Below are 22136 nucleotides of genomic sequence, written 5' to 3'. Positions count from 1 at the left end.
CGCCGTCCAGTGGCTTGAGGTGCCAGGCGTTGTACATGGTTAGGTCTTGCGCAACGCCTGGTGCTCAATAAGCAGACGCCGAGACGCCGCTGACGCGGCGTCTCGGCGACTTACTGAACGGGCTTGGCCAGGCCAAGCTCCTTCATCGGGTACTGGCGATAACTGGCCATGTGCCGGGTGACCAGGTTGAGAATGTTCGGCAAGCCCCACTCGAAGGTGCGGTGGCCGACGCTCTTCATCTCCTTGGGATCGAGGTAGAGGTTGTAGACCCAGGGCGACATGCCGGTGCCGATTAGCATGGATTCGTCGATGTTCGAGCCCGGTACCGGGGTCTGGAACACCTTGAAGTGCACCTTGAACTCATTCCAGCGCAGGGCGGTGAAGTTGCGTTCGCTGTACATGAACACCGCTTCGCGGTTGCTCTGGCCGTTGTTGGCGAGCAGGAAGGAGCTCTGGTCGACACCGTCGATGTAGCGGTCGGTTGGCACGTTCACGCCACCGAGGGTCAGGCTGGTGTTGAACAGGTCCATCAGGTCGAACAGCTCATCGCTCTCACGACCGGATTCAATCATGCCGGGCCAGTAGGCAATACCGGGAACCCGCACTCCGCCTTCCCAAGTCGTGCCCTTGCCGCCGCGCCACGGCTGGAAGCCGGCATCCGGCCAGGCGTCTTCGTTGGCACCGTTGTCGGAGGTGAAGAACACCAGGGTGTTGTCGGCGACGCCTTCTTCTTTCAGCTTGGTCAGCAGACGGCCGACGATGTCGTCGACTTCGATAACGGCATCCTTGTAGGGCGTTCTGGCCGGGCTCTTGCCGGTGAAGGCCTTGGCCGGGAAGTTGTCGTTGTGCACGCGGGAGAAGGAATGCACCAGGTAGAACGGCTTCTTCGCCTGTACCGCGCGGTGGATGAAGTCTTCCGAGTAGGTGGCGAATTGCTGGTCGATCTCCGCGACTTTTTCCAGCGAGTCCAGTTCGGTGATGACCTTGAGCGCTTCGCCCTTGAGTCCGGCGGTCACGGCAGGATGGCTGACCTGGTGCAGCGCGGCCATGCGCTCGGGGTTCAGGGTCAGTTCCGGGTAGCGGCGCGGATCGAGGCCCTGGGTGAATTCACTGACCACACTGAGGATGCCCAGGTATTCGTCATAACCGACTTGATGCGGCTGGCCACCGTCGGCTTCGCCGAGGTGCCACTTGCCCGACAGGGCAGTCATGTAGCCGGCTTCGCTGAGCAGGCCGGCGGCGGTCTTCTCGCTTTCCCATGGGTTGACCAGTACCCGCTCGCCGGTGAGGGTCGGGCGGGTCAGGCCGGTACGCGCCGGCAGGCGGCCGGTCATCATCGCCGAGCGGGTCGGGGTGCAGGTGGGTTGGGCGTAGGTGGAGGTCAGCTTCAGTCCGGCACGGGCCATGTTGTCGATGTGTGGCGTGGGTGCGCCGATGGCGATGCCACCGCCGAATGCACCCGGATCGCCCCAGCCCATGTCGTCGACCAGCATGATGAGGACGTTCGGCTTACGCCCGGTGCGCGCCTCCAGCTCCTTGAGGTGTTTGGCCACTTCGCTCTGCTGGTCGGCATGCAGTCGGGCCGGCTCCAGCGACTCGGAAATGGGCTGCGCCTGGATAAAAGGGTTTTGCGCCAGTGCGCCAGTGGCGGTTGCCCCCAGGCCAATCCCCAGGACCACGGCCAGGGTCTTGAGCAGTCCAGGGCGCCGGATGGCGGTAACGACATCGAGGTGTTTTGTTGTTCTTTGCATGAGCATTTTCCTGTTGTTGTTATCGGGTGTCGTGCAAATGACCAAGCAGGTGCGTGTGTAAGCGCTGGCGGGCCTGCTCGGACTCACCGAGAGGAACGGGTGCCGTCAGGGCATGCAGGTGTGAGTACTCGGGCATGTGTCCCGAGTGAATAAATTCGAGTTGTTCCCAGGGCGTTTGGCCCACCAGCAGGCCGGCACTGAGCAAGGTGCCCCAACGACCGCGGTACTGAGCCAGGCCGAGCACCTTGCGGCCGTCGGCGTCGAGCAGTTCGCCGTGGGAAATACCGGCAAAGCAGACCCAGTCCAGGCTGTGCTGGCGGACCAGGTCCTGGTGCTGCTGAAATACATCGGGTGTGGCCAGGTGGGTGGAGATACCGAGATCGGCCAATGCGTGTTGCCAGCAGCGGCCGAACCAGCTGAAGGCTTGCACATGACTGAGTGCCGCGCGGGGATGTTCGGCGGGCAACAGCAGATTGAGCCCGAGCATCCACGGGCCGGCGAGGACTGCACCGCCGCCGCTGCGGCGTTGGGTCACGCCGCAGTAGAGCAGGGCGGCTCGTCCCTGCGCGGCTTCGTTGTCGCCACCGCGGCGACCGTAAATCAGGCAGGGCCTGCGATAGTCGATGAAGGCCAGTGCCGGGGCCGTGAGGCCCGTGGCCAGGTGCTGGTCGATCCACAACTGTTCGGCTTGGCCGCTTTGCAGTCGACTGATCCTGACCCGGGTCGTCATGGGCTTACAGCTCGGCCGCTTGCAGGCGGGCACCCAGGTCACGGAGGAACAGGCTGGCCGGGTAGCCATCCACCGCGCGGTGGTCGAACACCAGGTTGAGGGTGGCGACCTTGGCCACAGCGGGGACGCCATCACGCACCACCACGGCTTCGCGGGTCTGGCCGACACCGAGGATGCCGACCTGGGGCGGGTTGAGGATCGGCGTCACCCAGTCGATCCCGGCCGTAGCCAGATTGCTCAGGGTAAAGGTGCCTTTCTGGTAGGCCGCCGGCGCCAGCTTGCCGGTGCGTGCCGCCGTCGCCATCTGCCCCAGTTCCTCGGCCAGTTGCACCGCATCCTTGGTTCCGGCGTCGCGGATCACCGGAGTCACCAGACCCTTGTCGGTGTGTACGGCCACGGCCAGGTTGACCGCGTGGATTTCCTCGATGCCCTTGTCGGTGAGCAGGGCGTTGAGGCGCGGATGCTCCTTGAGGGTCAGTGCCAGGGCCTGCAACATCAGCGCGGTCGGGGTGACCTTGACGCCACGCTCGGCGCTGATGGCCTTGGCCCGTGCCAGCAGCGCGTCCATGGGGACGTCCAGGCCGAGGGCAACGCGGGGCGCCTGCCAGGCCTGGGTCATGCTGCGCGAGATGATTCCGCGCAGTCCAGTCAGTGGCACCAGGGTACGATCCGGTGCCTGTGCTTGCTCACTCATGTTCGATTCTCAGTTCAGTTCAGCTCGGCCAGGGCCTGGCCGCGGGTGAAGTTGTCCTGGGCGGCGACCAGCAGCTTGCCGATGGTGCCGGCGGCCGGGGCGAGCACGTCGAAGCTGGTCTTGATGACCATCACGCTGGCCACCAGTTGGCCCGCCTCGACCACGTCGCCTTCCTTGACATGCCACTCGTCAAGCAGGGCCTCGGTGCCTTCTTCGATGTCTTCCCAAGCGTCGTCTTGCAGATGGATTGCGGTCATGGTGTGCACCTCAAAGGGGGTTGTTCATCAGAGATTCCACGGCCTCGACGATGTTCGAGACCTGCGGGATAACCTGGTTTTCCAGGGCCGGGCTGTAGGGGATGTTGACGTCCGGAATAGCCAGGCGGCGCGGGGCGGCCTTGAGCGTGAAGCGGCCGAGGTTTTCGGCCACCCGGGCAATGATCTCGCCGGTCACGCCAAAGCTCAGGTAATCCTCGTCGATCACCAGCAGGCGGCCGGTCTTGCTGAGCGAGGTGTAGATCGAGTCCATGTCCAGCGGCACCAGGGTGCGCGGGTCGATGATCTCGACGCTGATGCCCTGGGCTTCCAGTTCGGCGGCGGCGAGACGAGCCTTGTGCACCATCTGGGCGAAGGCGACGATGGTCACGTCGCTGCCCTTGCGGACGATGCGCGCTTCGCCGAAGGGAATGGCGTAGGGCTCTTCCGGTACGTCGGTGGCGAACTGGGCGTCAATGAAGTTGAGTACCGGCAGGCCCAGCAGGCCGCGGTGGAACAGGTAGACCACCGGGTTGTCATCGCGGATCGCGGTGGTCATCAGGCCCTTGGCGTCGTACGGATTGGACGGGATCACCACCTTGATACCCGGGGTGTGGGCGAAGTAACCGTGCAGGGTCTGCGAGTGCTGGGCCGCATCGCAGATGCCGCCGCCGGTGGAGGCGGTGATCACCAGCGGCAGCTTCACCGCACCACCGGACATGTAGGTGGTCTTGGAAATATTGTTGAGGATCTGGTCGAAGCACACGCCCATGAAATCGACGAACATCAGTTCGGCGATCGGGCGCATGCCCTGAGCCGCGGCGCCGAGGGCGGTACCGAGGATGGCGGTCTCGGAGATCGGCGTGTCACGCACGCGCTCGGCGCCGAACTCCTTGTGCAGGCCGACGGTGGACTGGAACACACCGCCGATCTGACCGACGTCTTCGCCCAGGCAGAACACGGAACTGTCGCGGGCCATTTCCTGGCGGATGGCTTCAACCATCGCCATGTAGAAGGGCAGCTTGCGGACTTCGGCCGCAGTGTTGGCATTGCTCATTGGCTGGCTCCTGATGCTATTCGGCGAAGAGGTGTTGACGCGCTTCGGCGGCGTCCGGGTAGGCGCTGGCGCGGGCGAAGGCGATGGCCACCTGGACCCGCTCGCTGGCGGCGCTGCGGGCCTGCTTGACCTGATCTTCGTTCAGTACGCCCTGTTCCAGCAGCTGCTTTTCCAGACGGATGATCGGGTCGCTCTGCTTGAGGGCACGCACTTCGCCTTTCGGGCGGTAGCCTTCCGGGTCGCCCTGGAAGTGGCCGTAGTAACGGTCGACCTTCATCTCGATCAGGGTCGGGCCCTCGCCACGACGGGCGCGGGCGATGGCTTCACCGGCGGCGACGTGCATGGCCACCACGTCGTTTTCGGCCACGCGAATGCCCGGCATGGCATAGCCAGCGGCGCGTTCGACGTTGCTTTCCACGGCGGTCGAGGCTTTTTTGCTTACCGAGATGCCGTAGTTGTTGTCCTGGCAGACAAACACCACCGGCAGCTGCCACAGGCTGGCCAGGTTCAGCGACTCGTGGAACGAGCCCTGGTTGGCCGCGCCCTCACCGAACTCGGCAATGGCCACGGCGCCGTTGCCCTTGAGCTTGGCCGCCAGCGCCGCACCGACGGCATGCGGGATGCCGGCGCCGACGATGCCGTTGCAGGCGAAGTTGACCTCGGGGTCGTACAGGTGCATGTGGCCGCCCTTGCCGCGGCACAGGCCGTCGACCTTGCCGAAGATCTCGGCGGTCATGCGGTCCAGGTTGACGCCTTTGGCGATGGCGAAGTGGTGGGCACGGTGGGTGCCCCACACCGAATCCTGCGGCTCCAGGTGCACGCAGACGCCGGCGGCGGCGGCTTCCTGACCGGCGGACAGGTGCATCTCACCGGGAATGGTGCCGGCGCCGATGTCGAAGGCCAGGCCTTTCTGGATGTGCGGCGGCAGTTTGCCTTCGAAGTACACCATGGCCAGGGTGTCTTCGTACTCGCGAATCAGCAGCATGCGGTGGTACATCCACAGCAGCTGGTCGTGGGATGCTTGCATGGAGGTGTCTCCCTTGGGTTGAGTGGCGACCGTGTCGGCGGCCCGTTACCGGACCGTCGAACTATCAGGCCGCGTGGCTAACCGACGCCTGCGAGGCTTGGCGGCTGCGTTGTTCACAGAGGGTTTTCAGGCGTTCGGTGGCCTGCTTCATACGTCCGCCGATGAGCAGGCGCATCAGCCACTGGGTGCCGGGGATCTTGGCCTTGAAGCGGATGCTGTAATCGACGAAGACGCGGCCATCGGCGGTTTCGCGCAGATCGATACGGCCGAGGTGAAACTTCACCGGTGCGCCGCTGATCAGGCGATAGTCCATGCGCTGCAGCGGTTCGAAGGTCATCACTTCCTCAACCACTTTCTCGCCGAGACGAGTCAGCTCGCGCAGGGCGCCGACGCCGGCGGGATGCTCGCGGCCTTCGCGCACCAACTTGCCCTGGTAGCACCACCAGTCACCGATGTTGGCGTGGTCGGCGAGTACGTCCCAGATCACTTCGCGCGGAGCGTTCACTCGAACCTGATGGTGGACCAGGGTGTCGAAGTGCTTGGGCGTGAAGCCCATCTGGCCGTCGTAGTAAGGGCGCACGCTGAGCAACTCGATGGAGAAGCCTTGCGGGTCGTTGACGTACATCACCGCCCAGTTGAGCACGCTGATCGGGATCGGAAAGTTGGGTTTGGCGCCGGCGTTGACCGTGCGTTTAAAGACGCGGCGCAGCTCGGTTTCCTGGCGGAAGCCGAAGGCGATATTGAGAATGCCCAGGTCGCTGATGCGGTAGTCGGCCGGTAAAGCACGGCCCAACGGATTGAGGTACTGCACCACCTCGATCAGCATGTCATCGGCCCAGAACAGCGCGCTCTTGCGCTCGGCACCGGCCAGGCCCCACAGGGCTTCGTGCTCGGGGCCATGCAGGCGCACACCCTTGGCTTCTTCCATTTCCAGGGCATTGCGGAAGAAGTCGCGGCTCTGCTCCAGATCGGCCACCGACAGGGTAATGAAGCGCACGGTCGGACGCTGGCCACCGCGTGGACGTAAACGCGGGTTCGGCGCGCGCGGATCGTCTTCCATCAGCTCCAGCAGTGCGCCATCGGGGTCGCGCAGGCAGGCGCGGCGCTGGCCGGGCTGGCCAACCACGTCACCATAAAGATTCGCGCCCAGGCGTTCGGCGCGCTGCAGGGCAGCATCGAAATCCGGCACATGGATGCCGACCAGGTTGTAGCCGATGTCGCACATGCGCCAATCGTCCGGGAGCGGACGACTTAGCGGCCGCTCATATTCGAAGAGCTCAATCTGAAACTGTTCCTGGGTATCCAGCAGCCACCAGCAGGTGGTGCGAGCTCCGGGTATGCCCTGCACCGTGGAGCATGCTTTGCCCTTGAACGACTCGGTACCACCGGCAGGGGTGAAGCCGAACAGGTCCTGGTACCACTGGTGAGAGCGTCGTAGGTCGCTGACGCTGAAGGCGATCTGAGAAAGCCGCTGGCTCATGGATTTGACCTTTGTTGTTGTGATGAATGGGTCTGCCCGTACCCACGTCAAGCTGCGGGTCAACGAATTATTCGGCGACTCGCCGGGGCTAACTTGTCAAATGGCGTCAATGGCCGTGCATTCCATGACAGCGGCCGGCCCCTTGGATTGGCTGGCGCCAGCAGGGCGGCTAAATGAGCGATGCGCTGTATGAAATACCAATTAACTGGCGCGAAATGGTAAGTATTGGGTTGGGGGGCTTATTAGGCTGCTGCATGAATCGGGTGGATCCAGGTGATGACCATCGACTGGTTGATCATCCGTCGCTCGGCGGCAGTTGAAATGTGCCTGCATGCCGGCTTCCTCCTTTGCCGTTCCCATACCTAGCGAGCGAGAACCTAATGCAGTACAAAGCCATTACCTTTGTAAAACGTCCTATTGCCGACATCACCGCGGATACCTTCGAGCTGGTCACCCTGGAGACTCCGGTCCTCAAGGATGGCGAATTCCTGGTCAAGCAGACCCACATGTCGCTCGACCCGGCCATGCGTACCTGGATGCAGGACAACCCCAATAGCTATATTCCCCCGATCGCTATCGGTGAGGTGATGCGCTCCTTCGGTGTTGGTGAGGTGGTCGAGTCGAAGAACCCCGCCTTCCCGGTCGGCGCCCGTGTTATTGGCAACACCGGCTGGGCCGAATATGTATTGGGCGGCGCGGACATGCAGGTCGTGCCGCACGACCTGCCAGTCGAGGCGCTGATGTGCGTGCTGCACGTGCCAGGCCTGACCGCCTATGTCGGCCTGTTCGAAGTGCTGCGACCGAAGGCTGGCGAGACCCTGGTGGTCTCCGGCGCCGCCGGTTCGGTGGGCTCGCTGGTCGGGCAGATGGCCAAGGCCGAGGGTCTGCGGGTGATCGGTATTGCCGGTAGCGACGAGAAGTGTCGCTGGCTGGAGGATGAGCTCGGCTTCGATCGCGCCATCAACTACCGCTCCGCCAACCTGGCCGAGCAACTGGCCGAGGCCGCGCCGAATGGCGTGGATATCTACTTCGAGAACACTGGTGGGCCGATCCAGCAGGTGGTTTTCGAGCGCATGAATCGCTTCGGCCGGATCACCGTCTGCGGCATGATCGCCGACTACAACCGTGAGGTGCCGGCGCCTGGTCCGAGCTGGGTGGACATCAACCTCAAGGCACTGCGTGTCGAGGGCTTTGTGATCGTCGACCATTACGACAAGGCACCTAAGGCTGTCGAGGTGCTGACCGGCTACCTGCAGAAGGGCCAGATCAAATATCGCGCCCACGTGCTGCAAGGCCTGGAGAGCGCCATAGAAGGTGTCAACCTGCTGTTCAATGGCGATAATCAGGGCAAACTGCTGGTCGAGCTCTAAGCGTTCAGCTAAGGCTTGCTTCACTAAGCCCCGGGCCCTAGCCCCGGGGCTTTTTGTTTGGCCATGTAACCATTAGCAGGCTGTTGAAACACTTCCTACGTTTTTAAACGGCCTGTTAGGTTTTGCAGGGGGCGCCAACGGCTTCCTTGATCGCAGAGGACAGGCTGGGGGCCTCGCCGCTAGCGCTCCGGTTTGCGCCACCAGCCTAGCTGGTTGAGCAGACAGCGGTTGGCCATGAAGACAGCTCATCCCGAGCTTGATCCGGCTGAGATAGACCTTGAGGTTGTGGGTATGGAGCGCGCTTGCGGATCCGCAGCCCAAGGCGGTCGCGCCCGACCATCGCGGCGATCTGGTGGTTGCCGGTGCGCCTGCGTGATGCTGACGCCACCAGCATGGAGTAGCCAGCATCGCCGCTTGAGTCACTCCAGGCAGAGTGTCGCATCACCCGCGAGGATCCCGGCCTACTGGGGGCTGATTCAAGGCCTGATGGAGCGCGAACTTCTCTAATTGCTACCGAGTTGGACTTGCCAGTGATGAAAGATCTGGCTGCCCATGATCCGCAGACCTTAGCGTGGGCAGGGCTGCTCTGCGATTGGTTCTTGCTGCTGGTGGTTGCGAGCGAGTCTTTTGGGGGATTGGCGTGGGTTTGCTGTGTTGTCCGTAAAGCAGCTGGAATGCAACTGGCCCACCTTGTGAGTGGGCCAGGGCTTCGATCCAGGGATACTGGTCGGGCGAGTCGCTGACTCAGCGGATGACGGTGTCACCGAAGTGGCGGGAGAAGCGCGGCTGGCCGTTCCAGGCGGTCACGCCACCGTCCACGGCGATTTCCTGCCCTGTTACATAAGAGGCCAGGTCAGAGGCCAGAAACAGCATGACCTTGGCGATTTCGATCGGCTGACCGGCGCGTGCCATGGGGATGTTGTGCAGGTACTCCTCGAGGGCACCAGGGTGGCCACGCAGTGGCGTGGTCAACGGCGTTTCGATCAGTCCGGGGGAGATGGCGTTGACGCGAATGCCGTCCTCGGCATAGTCGAGGGCCAGGTTGCGGGTGTAGTTCAGCACGCCACCCTTGGCCGCGGCATAGGCGTTGAAACCATAGTCGGCGCGAGTGCCGGATACCGAGGCGGTATTGATGATGCTGCCACCCTGTTTCATCAGGTGCGGCAGGGCGTGGCGGCAGGTGTGGAACAGGGCGTTGAGGTTGACTTCGATGATCTTGTACCAATCCACCGGGTCGATCAGATGGGTACGACCGTAGATGCCGTAGCCTGCGTTGTTGACCAGGATGTCCAGCCCGCCGAGTGCCTCCACTGCCTGCTTGATCAGGGTCTCGATCTGCGCCGGCTCGCTCAGGTTGACCTCGCAGAAGATGACATTGTCACCCAGCTCGTCGGCCAGCGCCTGACCGCGCTCGGCGTTCATATCGGCAATCACGACACGGGCACCCTGTTCCAGAAACAGGCGCACAGCCTGTTCGCCGATGCCCGAGGCACCTCCGGTGACAATCGCTCTCTTATTGTTCAGCAATCCCATGGGGATCTCCTTTTTTGTGGTGGGGAGGGGCTCAATGGCTCCCGGCTGCGCGCCTAGCGACACGTTCTTGATGCGCTGGTGGGCCAGTTGTTGGGCTGGCTGGGGCAGCAAGACATGCAGCCCCAGCCAGAAGGCTGTGCCGGGTGGGATTGAGCCTAGGTAGATGAGCCGGGACGAACTTGGCAGATCACGCCGAAAAGTTGACATTTCTAAGGACGACGGTCTGAGGGTCGCTGCTGAGCGGCCCCGCGAGACCAGTGCCACGAGTGTTCTGGCCTGACCGTGGTGCTGATGAAGACTGATGAGGTCACCAGCGAGGTACTGCGCCGCACTGACCTGACACGGCCATTGAGGCCCGGCGATCTGGCCGGGCGTCTGCTATGCCATCGCCCCCTGAGCATGGCGCAGGATCAGATCTACCAGGCGTTGCGCCGGGGGCGACAGGGTTCGGTCCGCCAACTGCACGATGGCGCAGTCGATGCGCAGGTCGGCAGGTGAGAGCGCCGGGCGCAACAAGGCCCCAAGGTTCACCAGCCCGTCGTGCCGACCGCCGCGCTTGAGCCAGGAGTTCCAGGTAAACAGCAGGTTGTCGCTGCACAGGGTCAGGTCGCGCAGCAGCGAGAGGTTGTCGCAGGAAAGCCCCACTGGCAGCGCCTGGTTGGGTGGCATGCCGAATAGCGTGCGCAAGCGCGGGGCCATCGCTTCGTCGAGCAATACGGCGGCCCAGGGGTAGTCCGCCACCTGGTTGGGTGCAGGGGCCGAATCCTGGTGGAGGAGTGGATGGCCCGCTCGGCAGTAGATGGAGGCGGGTTCTGCGGGCAGCCAGGTCAGCAAGAACCGTTCGTCCTGCTCCAGAGCGCCAGGGTAGGCGACGAAAAACTCGATGTGCTCCTGCTCCAGATGCTGGCGCAGGTTGGGCGTCTGGCTGGCCTCGATATGCAGCTTCAGGTTCGGGCACTGCTGCTTCAGCTCGATCAGGGCCTGGCGCAGCAAGCCGTCAATGGCCAGCAGGCTGGTGCCGAAGTTCAACTGTCCGGCCTCGGCGTGGGCCAGGTAGTAGATCTCGTCCGACATGTCACGGGCCCGGCCGAGCAGGGACTTGGCTCGCGCGATCAGATGCCGGCCGGCGGCCGTCGGCCGTACCGAGCGGGTGTTGCGGTCGAACAAACGCAGGCCAAAGTCGGCTTCCAGCGACTGGATGCTGCGGCTGTAGGCAGTCTGTGAGAGGTGGGCCCGTTCGGCCGCGCGAGAGAAGTTCAGCTCCTCGGCCAGCAGCACAAGATGCTGAAGCCGCTTCAAGTCAATTGATGCTCTGGGCACATAAGTTACCGAATAAACATGCATTGGACGCTGATGTTAGGCCGGCACTAGTGTATTGGCAAATGCCACGCATGGAGTCCGGGCAGCTGATCCATCGGTGCCCATCATTCGGCAGGCGTAGTACCTGCAGGGCCCGGTCTTTCCGGCAGGCGAGCGCAGGGTTCCAGGATGAGCCAGCGCCCGCCGCGATGGCCACACTATTAACAACAATGTGCACCGCCACGGTGCCACCCTCGTGAGGACAGAGCATGAACCAACACGCCACCTTTACCCGCATGGATGAGGGCGTCCAGGCCGACTGGGACCTGATCGGCGCGGAATTCCAGCATTTCGTCAAGGCATTGCCTGATCGCGTCATTGCCCATCTGAAGTTGCTCGGAGGTGACTATGGCGGTTTCCCCATCGATCGCCTGAGCCACTGCCTGCAGACAGCCACCTTGGCCTATCGGGCTGGCCGCGACGAAGAGTACGTGGTCTGCGCCTTGTTGCACGACATTGGCGACACCTTGGGTTCCTACAACCACCCGGAGGTGGCGGCGGCCATCCTCAAGCCCTTCGTCAGTGAGGCCAACCACTGGATGATCCAGAGCCACGGGGTGTTCCAGGGCTACAATTTTTTCCACTACATCGGCATGGATCGCAACATGCGCGACATGTTTGCCGATCATCCGCATTACGAGTACACCCGCGAATTCGTCGACCTCTACGACAACCCTGCGTTCGATCCGAATGGGGAAATCCTGCCCATCGAGTTCTTCGAGCCGATGCTGCGCAACGTGTTCACCAAGCCCAAGCACACCCTGTACAAGGCGGCGCTGGAACACGTTATGAAGCAGATCTGAACCCACCCTTGGCCCTGGAGAACTTCATGCAAATCGATTCCCTGAAAGGCAAGGTCAGTGACGCCGAGTGGCAACTGCGCGTGGACCTGGCTGCCTGTTACCGCCTGGTCGCCCTGTATGGCTGGACCGATCTGGTGTTTACCCATATCAGTGTGCGCCTGCCCACGGCACCCGGTGAGAAGGAGCAGTTCCTGCTCAACCCCTATGGCCTGATGTTCGAGGAGATCACGGCGTCCAGCCTGATCAGGATCGATGCCGAGGGCAACAAGCTCAGCGACTCGCCGCTCCCGGTGACGCCGGCCGGCTTCACCATCCACAGCGCCATCCACGCCGTGCGCGAAGATGCCCACTGCGTGCTGCATACCCATACGCGCAGCGGCGTTGCGGTGAGTGCGCAGGAGTGCGGGATTTTGCCGATCAGTCAGCAGTCGATCTTCGTGCTCAATTCGCTGGCCTATCACCACTACGAGGGCGTGGCCCTGCGCGCGGACGAGAAGCCGCGACTGCAGGCCGACTTAGGGGAGGCGGACTACCTGATGTTGCGCAATCACGGTCTGCTGGTCGTGGGGCGCAGCGTGGCGGACGCCTTTCTGAAGATGTACACCTTCGAGAACAGCTGCCGGATCCAGATCGATGCCCAGGCTGGCGGCAAGCTGATCGAGGTCGATCCATCCATTCGTCGCGGTCTCGACGAGGTATTCAAGCAGGCAACCAGTGGCATGGGGGCCGACATCGCCTGGCCGGCGCTGCTGCGCAAGCTGGATAGGCTCGACTCAAGCTACAAGCACTGATACCCATTCAGCGGGCGTAGGTTTTTCTTATAACAGGGGCGACCCGTGCAGGCTGGACAGTGCCTGCCGGTCACGCCCCGGAGAACAATAATATGAACACGCCCATTGCCGTGACGACTGACGTCGAGCTCCTGGCTCCCGCTCATCTCCCCAGTGAACTCGATGCCGTCGTGCGTAAGGCCGCCTGGCGCCTGCTCCCGATCCTATTTGTCGCCTATCTGATCAACATCATCGACCGGATCAACATATCCTTCGCCAAGTTGCAGATGGGCCAGGCCCTGGGCCTCGATGATGTGTCTTTCGGCGTTGGTGCCGGGATGTTTTTCATCGGCTACTTCTTCTTTGAAGTACCCAGCAACATGATTTTGGAACGTATCGGCGCGCGCCGCTGGGTGCCGATCATCATGGTGGCCTGGGGGCTGGCGACTGCCGCCCTGGCCTTTGTCAGCACGCCGCTGGAGTTCTATTTGTTGCGCTTCTTGATCGGCTTTGCCGAGGCGGGCTTTTTCCCAGGGGCGGTGTTGTTCATGACCTACTGGTTCCCCGCCTCGCACCGCGGCCGCATGATGGCGCTGTTCATGACCGGGCTGGCGCTCTCCGGGGTAGTGGGTGGGCCGCTATGCGGGGTGATCATGGAGTTTCTCGATGGCAGCATCGGCCTGGCGGGTTGGCAGTGGTTGATGATTGCCACAGGGGTACCTTGCCTGCTGGTTGGCGTGGGTATTTACCTTCTGCTTACCGATCATCCCGACCAGGCGCGCTGGCTCAGCGAGCGTGAACGGGCCGTGCTCAAGGCCAGCCTGGGCAACCGCGAACGGCCCAAGGCTTCGCTGCGGGCCGGCTTCGTCAACTTCTGGAGCTGGAATAGCGCCTGGATCTACTTCCTGCTGGTGTGCGGTGGTTACGGTCTTACATTCTGGATGCCGAGCCTGTTCAGCAAGGCCGGCGTCGTCTCGAATGTGCACATTGGCCTGCTGGTGGCTGTGCCCAACCTGGTCGGTGTGGTGACGATGCTGCTGGTCTGCCGGCATTCGGACAAGACTCAGGAGTTCCGCTGGCATCTGACCGGCTGCTTTGCCCTGGCCGCCCTCGGTTACATCGTCACGGCAAACCAGTTGGGAAGCGTGCCGGGGATGCTGCTGGGCCTGAGCATCGCCCATGCCGGCATTCTCGCCGGGGTGCCGATGAGCTGGACCATCCCCACCCGTATGCTGACGCCCTCTGCGGCAGCCGTGGGCATCGCCATCATTGCCTCGGTAGGCAATCTGGGCGGCTTTGTTGCGCCGGTGCTGACCGGCAAGCTCAGCGATCTCAGCGGCAGCCTGGCGCCAGGCTTTTTGGTGATCGCCGGGCTGCTGTTGCTGGGCATGCTGTGGAGCGCAATCAGCCTGCGCCTGGCGCGCTGAGCCTGATAGTGGCGTGTCGGATCTCGGGCACACAGGGCGCATCGCATGAGCCGTTGCTGTCGTGCGATTTTTACGGTGGCGGCCTAGCCGGCGACATGGCTGAAGGGCTAAGCGAGGGTTGCCACTGCACAGCGGCGCAAGCCCATCGATCTTGGATAAATACACCATGAGCAACAGTGCGTTTTTTGCCAACCTGGGAGGAGCCGTGGCGCTATCCCTGCTGGCGCAAGTTCAGGTCCAGGCGAACCAAACCCAGGAGACCGCTATGTTGAAACCGGAGTGGGTCGAGGTAACTGATGAGCCGCAACACGTCCATCGCTTCGAAAATGACTACGCGCGGGTGTACGACGTGCGTTTCGCGTCGGGCGAGAAATCGCTCTATCACCGTCATAGCCAAGACACTTTCTACGTAGCGGTACATGCAGCGAAGGTCTACGACCAGGTGTTCGGTGCCGAGCAAGGGCTTGAACACGACCTTCCAGCAGGTTTCAGCATGTGCCGCGGTCACCTGGGTGAGCCATTGATCCATCAGGTCAGCAACACTGGCGATAGCCCGATGCGCATGATCGGTGCCGAGGTGCGTAAGCGCCCAGCGGTCACCACTGAAGCGCCGCTGCAAGCCCCGCATCACGAACTGGCGCCGAACATGTTCGACGTCGACCGGGTGCGCATGTACCGCATCAAGCTGGCCCCTGGCATGTCCACTGGCGAGATCCGTTACGGCTTCTCCGCCCTGACCGTGGTGCTGAGCCAGTCGAGCCTGAATATAGATGAGGCCACTGGCGGCAGCCAGGTCGTGTCCTACGAACCGGGCGACCATGTGTGGCGCGACGGCCCCACCACCCTGACGCTGACCAACGTCGGCGAAACCCCCTTCGAAGCCGTAATGGGCGAGTGGCGCTGAACATAGGCGGGCGCCTCGCGTGGGGAGTCTAGGTGTACATCATCAGGCCAGCGGTTTTCGTCACCGCCCTGTTCGGCACCGGCAGCCCAGTGCCGGAGCTGTGCCGCGAGAACGGCATCAGCTCTGCGACCTTCTACACGTAGCGCGCCAAATTAGGCGGTATGGACGCCTCGTTGATGGCCCGGCACGTGAGCTGGAGGAAGAAAACCGCCGCTTCAAGAAGATGTACGCCGAAGAGCGCCTGAAGGCCGAGGTCATCCAGAAAGCCATGGCAAAAAAGTGGTGAAGCCATCTCAGCGGCGCGAGATGGCGCAGCAGACGGTTCGTTCGGGCAAGGCCAGCATCAAGCTGGCGTGTTTGTCGTTCAGCATCAGTACGACCTGCTATCACTACCAGCCACGGCTGTCATCGGGAAATGCCGAGATCGCCGATCACCTGATCCGGCTTACGCACAACTAGCGCAACTGGGCTCGCGCCCGAACTCGCCGGACTGCACCTTCGGGTGGTCTTTTTGCATTAGTGGGTAATACTTTTCTACAAAGATGGGCGGATTCCTAGTGGCGCGTGCTGCGGGGAGGTGTGAGGTGAACAAGCTATCAATTGTGGGTGTCGGTATGGTGGGTGAGGCGGCGGCTCAGATCATCGCCCGGGAAGAGTTCTGTCGTGAGTTGGTGTTGATTGATGTGCAAGGTGAGTTGGCCCAGGGCAAGGCGCTGGACGTCTGGCAGGCGGCAGTTGAGTCAGGTTCTGATACCCGGGTTTACGGCGGATCCAATGCCGAATTGCTGCAGGATTCTGAGCTGGTGGTGATTACGGCGGGTGTGCCCCGCAAGCCTGGTCAGTCGCGCCAGGATGTATTGAGCATCAATCTGCCAATTCTCGATGGCATCATGCTGGATATAAATCGTCATGCGCCGGCGGCGACGGTGTTGGTGGTGTCGAATCCGGTCGACGTGCTGACCTATCGGGCTTGGTCTCTCAGTGGGCTGGGACGCGACAGGGTTTTCGGGCAGGCGGGGGTGCTGGATACGGCGCGCATGAAGTGTTTCATTGCCGAGGAGACTGGGTTTTCTGCTCGGGATATCACGGCGCTGGTGCTGGGAGGGCATGGCGATAGCATGGTGCCGCTGATGCGCTACTGTGCGGTCGGTTCGGTGCCGCTGTCTCACTTCCTGTCCAGTCAGCAGATAGAGCGGATTGTGCAGCGCACACGTCAGGGGGGCGGCGAGATTCTCGGTTTGAAGAAGCTGGGGAGCGCCTGCGATGCGCCGGGCGTGGCAATTGCACAGATGGTGGACGCTATCGCCCATGGGCGAAACCGCATTTTGCCGGCGGTCGCGATTCTCGAGGGCGAGTACGGGCGAACAGGTATTGCCATGGGTGTCCCCTGTGTGCTGGCAGAGCAGGGGATTGTACGGGTGATCGAGTTGCCTCTGGATGCGCAGGAGCAGGCGATGTTCGACCGCTCTGCAGATCAGGTGGTGCGTGATATTGCTGAAATGAATGCCTTGTGACCGGGGGTATATGAGGGGGGGCGCAAGGAGTATGAGCCGAGTGGCCGCTTCTGACCGGGAACTGTCTGGTGCCACCGGCCGCAACGGGGCGACTAGCGCCAGCCGTAACAGGCAGAAGCCACCCCATTACCGGCGCCCAACGGCATTTTCGTGTGATTTTTCCCTCGCAGCCAGGCGGTTGCGGCGGCGATGGCCGCCAACCTACTCAATTGTCTCGTAGGGCAGGCCGATGAATTGCTCACCCGCGGCATGCCTGGGGCGATATCTGGACCCGGACTGGCCTGCCGCTGCATACCCGTAGCCTGATCACCATCGCCATGCTGATCGGCATGAACCGCGAAGGCGAACTGCGCCTGCACCTCAAGGCGGCGAAGAACAACGGTGTGAGCTGTGACGAGATCAAGGAAGTGCTGATGCAGAGCGCGATCTACTGTGGGATACCGGCGGCCAACGCCACCTTCCACCTGGCCGAGGAGGTATGGGACGAGATGGGGGTGGAATCAATGGAGGAGTAGCTGGTGATTTGAGGCAGCCCTTGAGTGAGAGTCGTGAAACTTGCTTGCAGGATGCGGATCTTGCTGTGTCCAACCAAACATGGCCCTGGAAGGCATCATCCCGATACAGACGTTGGCCCTCGCGACCTGATCTCTACTTCTGGCGAGGGCTATACACGGGGGAATACTCCTCGGAAGTAGAGTCGAACAGGCTAAGCCCCGGCCATTGGTAGCGCACCCTAGGGTTACAACTACTCCCAAAGCACTATTGCCCTGCAGTTGGCGAGTGTTTGATGCTGGAGTGCCGAAACCTGCCAGAGTCGAATCCTGTTATGCCAGCCGCCTGTACCTTGCCGTCGCTCAATGTTGCCCAGCCGCAGTGTCGGCAGCTGGCCAATGGGCTGCAGGTGGCCATGCTCAGCCTGCCGGATACGGCCAAGGCGGCGATCAGCGTGCGGGTGGCGGTGGGCAGCCATGATGAGCCGGCTGAATACCCCGGCATGGCGCATTTTCTCGAGCACCTGCTGTTTCTCGGCAGCAGTGGGTATGCCGTCGAACAGAGCCTGATGGCGTTTGTGCAGGCCTGCGGCGGGCAGGTCAATGCCTCGACCCAGGCGCGGCACACCGATTATTTCTGCGAGGTGCCGGCCGATCGGCTCGGCGAGGCGCTGGCCCGCTTGCTCGACATGCTGGCCCATCCGCTGCTGGATCAGGCGGCGCAGTTGCGCGAGCGCGAGGTGGTGCATGCCGAGTTCCTCGCCCGCGGCCAGGATCCCGACACCCTGGTGGCGGTGGCGCTGGGTCAGGCGTTGCCGGTCGGGCACCGCTTCGCGGCTTTCCAGGCCGGCAACCGAGACACCCTGGCCGTCGAGCAGGCCGCATTCCAGCAGGCGCTGCAGGCGTTTCACCAGCGTTTTTACCAGGCCGGACAACTATCGCTGCTGGTGGTTGGCCCGCAGACAATCGCTGAGTTGGATGAGCTAGCCCAGCGTCACGCTGCGCCGTTGCCGGGGCGCGGCCACCAGCGGCAGTCGTCCCCGGCAGCATTATTACCACTGCGGGTGCAGCAGTTGCGCATGACCCTGCCTGGCGGCGCGCCATCCCTGCAGTTGGCTTTCGTCCTCGAGTGGACAGAGCCTGGCATGGACGCCGCACTGGATTTTCTGCAGAGCTGGCTGCGCTCCGAGGCGCCGGGGGGCTTGCTCGCCGGTTTGCGTGAGGCGCAACTGTGCCACGGGCTGCAGGTTCGGTTGGTGTACCGCTACGCCGATCAGGCCATGTTGCTGCTGAGCATTGCTGGCGTCGATGAGGCGCCAGCAACCCAGGCAGAGGTTGTGGCCGCCGTGCTCGGCTGGTTGGAGTTCTTTGCTGTTGCCGATCAGCGTGGGGCTTTGTGCGAGCGCTATCGGGCGATCCAGTGCCAGCGCCTGCACAGCTTGCCGGCGCTGGCCCTGGCGCGTTATTGGCAGGATTGTCTGGCGGCTGGCTGGAGTCCGGGCGCTGGTTTGAACGGGGCAGGGCAGGCTGCAGTGGCGGGACTGCTGGCACAGATGCAGGACGCCCGGCGTCTGCTGCGACTGTTCGGCAGCAGCCGGCCAATGCCCGCTTGGCCGGCTCCCGGCTTTACCTTGCAGATGCAGGAGGCGCCGCCGGTGAGCGCAGCGCCTTGCTCCTGGGCATGGCAGTTGCCGCCGGCCAATCCATTTCTCGAGCCTGCAGCCGCCGCAATGCCTGCCCTTGGCATCGCGGCCCGGGTGCGTTGGTTGCCAGTTCCCGCCACGGGGGCGGGCGGGCCAGCCACGCTCTATTGGCGCTGCTGGCTGGTCGAGCGGGTCGACGCTGGCGAGTTGCAGGCGCTGTTACGGGTGGCGCTGCGAACTATCGCAGCCGATGCGGCGGAGGTCGGGATCGTAGTGCAATTGACTGCCTGGGACGATGGCTGGCAACTGTCGCTGCAAGGATCTGCCGGCTTGTTGCCTACGGTCGTGCAACAGGTGCTGCCGGCGCTGCTTGCTCCTGCCCCCGCTGCTTGGCAGCAAGGGCCACGCGAAGCCCGGCAGGCCGCCATTCAGGCGCAAGCCGAGATGCCATTTAGGCAGCTGCTCGGACGTTTGCCCGAGTTGTTCGCTGCGCCCAGGGCCGAGTGCGCCGCGTTGACCGCGCAACGTCTGCATGAGTGCTACCGACAGGCGCGATTTGACGCCCTGGGCGTGGGAGTGAATGCTGCCGGCCAAGCCGAGATCGAACGATTGTTCAGCTCGGTCGCGCCGCTGAACACGCCAGAACCTTCGGCAATGGGCCCCGCAGGGCGTTACTGGCAAGACGCCGGCATCGATTGCAGCGACACGGCGTTGCTGATGTTCTGCCCGTTGCCGGCCGCGGATGCAGCGACCGAGGCCGCATGGCGATTGCTCGCGCAGTTCTGCCAGGGTGCGTTTTACCGGCGTCTGCGCAGTGAGTTGCAACTGGGCTATGCGGTGTATTGCGGATTCCGCCAGGTGCAGGCGCAGCGCGGTATCTTGTTTGCCGTGCAGTCGCCGCATGCCTCGGCTGAGCAGATCCTCGGGCATATCGAGGCGTTTCTCAAGACCCAGGGTGAGCGCCTGGCCGCCCTGGATGATCAGGCGCTGGCGCTGATCGCCAGCGAACTCAGTCGGCAAACGCCCAGTAGCCCGCAGGATCTGGCCGAACAGCACTGGCACGCGCACCTTGCCGGTTTGCCTGCGGCGCACGAGACAGCCGTATTGCAGGCCTTGGCCGCGCTCAAGCGGCCGCAGTTGCTCGCTGCCTATGGTCAACTGAGCCAGGCCCAGGGCAGTTGGCGAGTGCTGGCCACTGCCGCCAAACCGGCGACAGGCTGGTCATCGCCGCGCTGATCAACTGCACCACTTCTCCCTTCTCTTAACCAGTATCCGGCTTGTCGTCGAGCAGATGATCTAGCAGGCCGTTGAACAACGACCTGCGTTGCCATCGCGGCGTTAAAAACAGGCTCGAGCGCGAGTCCGGGCTAGGCGCCTCCATCAAAACGCTCATTTACGGCTCCTAAAGTCGAGTGCGACCCCAGTCGCTTTTTCGCCTGTTTTTGCGGGCCGCCATCGGTATTGCGCTGGCCGCCTCGCCAACGTTTTTAAACGGCCTGCTAGTCCGCGTGCGCCTCGGCGTAAAGGCCTACGACCTTTGGCGTGCTCCGTGGTCTGGCCAGGTCTTACGCCTAATTGTGTGCGCGCCTGAGCCCGGCCAAAGCAGCAGCTAAGCGGCGCCATAGCAGCGTATGGCCGAGCGCCATGCTTTTCGATAATCGCCTCCGACACGACAGACCTTGTGGTCATCCCCCCAAGCGGAGAGCGTTATGCACAACAACAAGAAGATCGCCAACACCCGATTCCTGCCCCTGGCACTGACTGCCGCCGTTGCCCTGGCAACAGCCCAGCAAGCGGCCGCGGAAATCGTCCTGTATGACCAGGACGGCACCACCTTCTCCACCGACGGTTACGTCAACGCCTTCTATGTGAACAGCGATGTCGATCGCGAGGGCGAGCAGTTCGACCGCCGCCAGGCACGGGTGAAGATGGGCTTCCTGCCCAACTGGATCGGCTTCAATTTCGGCAAGCAGATCGACGACCTCAAGGTCAGTGGCCGCTCTTCGTTCTGGGTGACGATCAACGACAGCGAAACCAATGGCACCGCCACCGCCATCGACGTGCGTCAGTTCTACGGTACCGTTGCCAGCCCTGAGTGGGGCGAAGTGCTGGTGGGTAAGGACTTCGGTCTGTTCTCGCGCTCGAACATCTTCCGCGACGAGATGCTGGCTGGCTACGGCAACGTCAGCGATACCCTGGGTCTGGTCGATGGCGGCGGCGTATCGTTCGGCAATATAGGCACCGGCTACCCGTACCCGTTCCCGACCGCGCAGATCACCTACCGCAACAACGGTCTGGCCGAAGGCCTGAATCTTGCCGTTGGCATCATGGATCCGGTGGATACCAGTGATGATGGCGCCGGCAAGTCCTATCAGGATCAGCCGCGCTTCGAGTCCGAAGTCAGCTACCAGTTCGATCTGGGTGGCGCGACCATCTATTCCTGGCTCAACGGTGCCTACCAGTCCTCGGAAAGCACCGACAACAGCGTCGATACCGTGACTTCACAGGGCGTCGGCTATGGCGTTCAGGCCAAGATGGGTGGTGTCTCCCTGACCGCTTCGGGCTTCCAGGCCGAAGGCATGAACCCCTTCTTCACCAACAACGCCGGCGAGCCGACCCTGCGTGAAATCGACAGCGACGGCTACTTGCTGCAGGGCTCCTACACCTTCGGCAAGAACCGCGTGGCGCTGTCCTATGGCAAGACCGAGGATGACGGCAACGGTCTGGGTACTGCGGCCGACTACGAGACTCGCGGCATCGCCTACTTCCGCACCATCAACGACAACCTCAAGCTGGTTGCCGAGTACAACCAGTACCAGATCGATGCCGCGACCGGCAGCGGTCTGAATGAAGACACCGACACCTTCGCCGTCGGTGCCGTGCTCAACTGGTAAACCGCGAGCAGCCCCGGCTAGCGCTGCATGCCGTTCACTTGCCTGAGTGAGCGGCATTTTTTTCGCCCGCATGCCTGGCCCCGGTGTCGGGCTGCGCCGGCGCAACGCCAGCCTCTGAAGTGGTTGGACTAAGAGCGCCGGAGTGGGGTGAATGACGCGGTTTTCACCCCGCCGATCCTGTAGGTCTTGCCCATTAACCCAGGACCTGGGGTTGGCGCCTGGGCGCATGGCATTCGGCGGGCAATCCATTGTGGTTTTTTGCGAGGTGAACATGGAACTCTACAGCCTGGATCTCTTGCTGATCCTCTTACCGGTGACGTTGTTGTTCCTGGCCTTGCCGGTTTTCCTGATGCGCTGCCTATGAGCCGGCGCTGTGACGGGTACTGGCTCGCCTGCTCTGCTACTTAGGGAGTAGGCCGGCGCGACTCAAGTGGC

Annotated in this window: 17 protein-coding genes and 2 pseudogenes; 10 read left to right on the top strand and 9 right to left on the bottom strand. The window is 62.8% G+C overall.

Annotated elements, in window-relative coordinates; all coding sequences use genetic code 11:
* Window positions 1–110: 110 nt before the first annotated feature.
* The 7 genes from PH586_RS19755 to PH586_RS19725 all read right to left on the bottom strand — a co-directional run bounded on the left by PH586_RS19755 (window position 111) and on the right by PH586_RS19725 (window position 6993).
* Window positions 111–1751 carry an arylsulfatase gene (locus PH586_RS19755; RefSeq protein WP_271349510.1) on the bottom strand — a complete coding sequence of 547 codons (1641 nt, stop codon included), beginning with the start codon at window positions 1749–1751 and terminating at the stop codon, window positions 111–113.
* A gap of 19 nt (window positions 1752–1770) precedes the next feature.
* Window positions 1771–2481 (bottom strand): lipoyl protein ligase domain-containing protein, encoded by a 711-nt coding sequence (locus PH586_RS19750; protein WP_271349509.1) that lies wholly within the window; start codon window positions 2479–2481, stop codon window positions 1771–1773.
* Between the two features lie 4 nt (window positions 2482–2485).
* On the bottom strand, window positions 2486–3175 hold the full coding sequence (locus PH586_RS19745) for a 2-oxo acid dehydrogenase subunit E2 (protein ID WP_271349508.1): 690 nt from the start codon (window positions 3173–3175) through the stop codon (window positions 2486–2488).
* 14 nt (window positions 3176–3189) lie between these two features.
* Window positions 3190–3432: a lipoyl domain-containing protein gene (locus tag PH586_RS19740; RefSeq protein ID WP_238041293.1), complete on the bottom strand. Its 243-nt coding sequence runs from the start codon at window positions 3430–3432 to the stop codon at window positions 3190–3192.
* Window positions 3433–3442: 10 nt separating this feature from the next.
* A complete protein-coding gene (locus PH586_RS19735) occupies window positions 3443–4486 on the bottom strand; it encodes an alpha-ketoacid dehydrogenase subunit beta (protein WP_271349507.1) in 1044 nt (347 codons plus the stop codon).
* Between the two features lie 16 nt (window positions 4487–4502).
* A complete protein-coding gene (locus tag PH586_RS19730) occupies window positions 4503–5513 on the bottom strand; it encodes a thiamine pyrophosphate-dependent dehydrogenase E1 component subunit alpha (RefSeq protein WP_271349506.1) in 1011 nt (336 codons plus the stop codon).
* Between the two features lie 64 nt (window positions 5514–5577).
* Window positions 5578–6993 carry a VOC family protein gene (locus tag PH586_RS19725; RefSeq protein WP_271349505.1) on the bottom strand — a complete coding sequence of 472 codons (1416 nt, stop codon included), beginning with the start codon at window positions 6991–6993 and terminating at the stop codon, window positions 5578–5580.
* 380 nt (window positions 6994–7373) lie between these two features.
* Between PH586_RS19725 and PH586_RS19720 the strand changes: the two genes are divergently transcribed.
* Window positions 7374–8363 carry an NADP-dependent oxidoreductase gene (locus PH586_RS19720; RefSeq protein WP_271349504.1) on the top strand — a complete coding sequence of 330 codons (990 nt, stop codon included), beginning with the start codon at window positions 7374–7376 and terminating at the stop codon, window positions 8361–8363.
* Window positions 8364–9107: 744 nt separating this feature from the next.
* Here the strand turns inward: PH586_RS19720 and PH586_RS19715 are convergent.
* Together PH586_RS19715 and PH586_RS19710 are read right to left on the bottom strand one after the other, a co-directional pair.
* Entirely contained in the window at window positions 9108–9896 is a 789-nt protein-coding gene (locus PH586_RS19715; protein WP_271349503.1) for an SDR family NAD(P)-dependent oxidoreductase, read from the bottom strand.
* Between the two features lie 378 nt (window positions 9897–10274).
* A complete protein-coding gene (locus PH586_RS19710) occupies window positions 10275–11195 on the bottom strand; it encodes a LysR family transcriptional regulator (RefSeq protein WP_271349502.1) in 921 nt (306 codons plus the stop codon).
* A gap of 269 nt (window positions 11196–11464) precedes the next feature.
* Between PH586_RS19710 and PH586_RS19705 the strand changes: the two genes are divergently transcribed.
* The 9 genes and pseudogenes from PH586_RS19705 to PH586_RS19665 all read left to right on the top strand — a co-directional run bounded on the left by PH586_RS19705 (window position 11465) and on the right by PH586_RS19665 (window position 21701).
* On the top strand, window positions 11465–12058 hold the full coding sequence (locus PH586_RS19705; RefSeq protein ID WP_271349501.1) for an HD domain-containing protein: 594 nt from the start codon (window positions 11465–11467) through the stop codon (window positions 12056–12058).
* Window positions 12059–12084: 26 nt separating this feature from the next.
* Entirely contained in the window at window positions 12085–12849 is a 765-nt protein-coding gene (locus PH586_RS19700) for a class II aldolase/adducin family protein (RefSeq protein ID WP_271349500.1), read from the top strand.
* A gap of 92 nt (window positions 12850–12941) precedes the next feature.
* Window positions 12942–14255 (top strand): MFS transporter, encoded by a 1314-nt coding sequence (locus PH586_RS19695; protein WP_271349499.1) that lies wholly within the window; start codon window positions 12942–12944, stop codon window positions 14253–14255.
* 265 nt (window positions 14256–14520) lie between these two features.
* Window positions 14521–15159, top strand: coding sequence for a hypothetical protein (locus PH586_RS19690; protein WP_271349497.1), 639 nt, complete (start codon window positions 14521–14523; stop codon window positions 15157–15159).
* A 32-nt stretch (window positions 15160–15191) separates the two neighbouring features.
* Window positions 15192–15609: pseudogene (locus tag PH586_RS19685) on the top strand (transposase); the annotation flags it as partial.
* Between the two features lie 134 nt (window positions 15610–15743).
* A complete protein-coding gene (locus PH586_RS19680) occupies window positions 15744–16673 on the top strand; it encodes a malate dehydrogenase (RefSeq protein ID WP_271349496.1) in 930 nt (309 codons plus the stop codon).
* Window positions 16674–16918: 245 nt separating this feature from the next.
* Window positions 16919–17188, top strand: a pseudogene (locus tag PH586_RS19675) (carboxymuconolactone decarboxylase family protein); the annotation flags it as partial.
* Between the two features lie 311 nt (window positions 17189–17499).
* Window positions 17500–20043 carry a pyrroloquinoline quinone biosynthesis protein PqqF gene (gene pqqF, locus PH586_RS19670; RefSeq protein WP_271349495.1) on the top strand — a complete coding sequence of 848 codons (2544 nt, stop codon included), beginning with the start codon at window positions 17500–17502 and terminating at the stop codon, window positions 20041–20043.
* 473 nt (window positions 20044–20516) lie between these two features.
* On the top strand, window positions 20517–21701 hold the full coding sequence (locus PH586_RS19665) for a porin (protein WP_271349494.1): 1185 nt from the start codon (window positions 20517–20519) through the stop codon (window positions 21699–21701).
* Window positions 21702–22136: the final 435 nt, after the last annotated feature.

The sequence above is a fragment of the Pseudomonas aestuarii genome, from assembly GCF_027988105.1.
Classification (GTDB): domain Bacteria; phylum Pseudomonadota; class Gammaproteobacteria; order Pseudomonadales; family Pseudomonadaceae; genus Aquipseudomonas; species Aquipseudomonas aestuarii.
This window is presented reverse-complemented; position numbering and strand designations above follow the sequence as displayed.

Bases quoted from the DNA above. Each gene is read 5' to 3' on its own strand.
- PH586_RS19755 (WP_271349510.1), bottom strand. From the start codon at position 1,751: ATGCAAAGAACAACAAAACACCTCGATGTCGTTACCGCCATCCGGCGC.
- PH586_RS19750 (WP_271349509.1), bottom strand. From the start codon at position 2,481: ATGACGACCCGGGTCAGGATCAGTCGACTGCAAAGCGGCCAAGCCGAA.
- PH586_RS19745 (WP_271349508.1), bottom strand. From the start codon at position 3,175: ATGAGTGAGCAAGCACAGGCACCGGATCGTACCCTGGTGCCACTGACT.
- PH586_RS19740 (WP_238041293.1), bottom strand. From the start codon at position 3,432: ATGACCGCAATCCATCTGCAAGACGACGCTTGGGAAGACATCGAAGAA.
- PH586_RS19735 (WP_271349507.1), bottom strand. From the start codon at position 4,486: ATGAGCAATGCCAACACTGCGGCCGAAGTCCGCAAGCTGCCCTTCTAC.
- PH586_RS19730 (WP_271349506.1), bottom strand. From the start codon at position 5,513: ATGCAAGCATCCCACGACCAGCTGCTGTGGATGTACCACCGCATGCTG.
- PH586_RS19725 (WP_271349505.1), bottom strand. From the start codon at position 6,993: ATGAGCCAGCGGCTTTCTCAGATCGCCTTCAGCGTCAGCGACCTACGA.
- PH586_RS19720 (WP_271349504.1), top strand. From the start codon at position 7,374: ATGCAGTACAAAGCCATTACCTTTGTAAAACGTCCTATTGCCGACATC.
- PH586_RS19715 (WP_271349503.1), bottom strand. From the start codon at position 9,896: ATGGGATTGCTGAACAATAAGAGAGCGATTGTCACCGGAGGTGCCTCG.
- PH586_RS19705 (WP_271349501.1), top strand. From the start codon at position 11,465: ATGAACCAACACGCCACCTTTACCCGCATGGATGAGGGCGTCCAGGCC.
- PH586_RS19700 (WP_271349500.1), top strand. From the start codon at position 12,085: ATGCAAATCGATTCCCTGAAAGGCAAGGTCAGTGACGCCGAGTGGCAA.
- PH586_RS19695 (WP_271349499.1), top strand. From the start codon at position 12,942: ATGAACACGCCCATTGCCGTGACGACTGACGTCGAGCTCCTGGCTCCC.
- PH586_RS19690 (WP_271349497.1), top strand. From the start codon at position 14,521: ATGTTGAAACCGGAGTGGGTCGAGGTAACTGATGAGCCGCAACACGTC.
- pqqF (WP_271349495.1), top strand. From the start codon at position 17,500: ATGCCAGCCGCCTGTACCTTGCCGTCGCTCAATGTTGCCCAGCCGCAG.
- PH586_RS19665 (WP_271349494.1), top strand. From the start codon at position 20,517: ATGCACAACAACAAGAAGATCGCCAACACCCGATTCCTGCCCCTGGCA.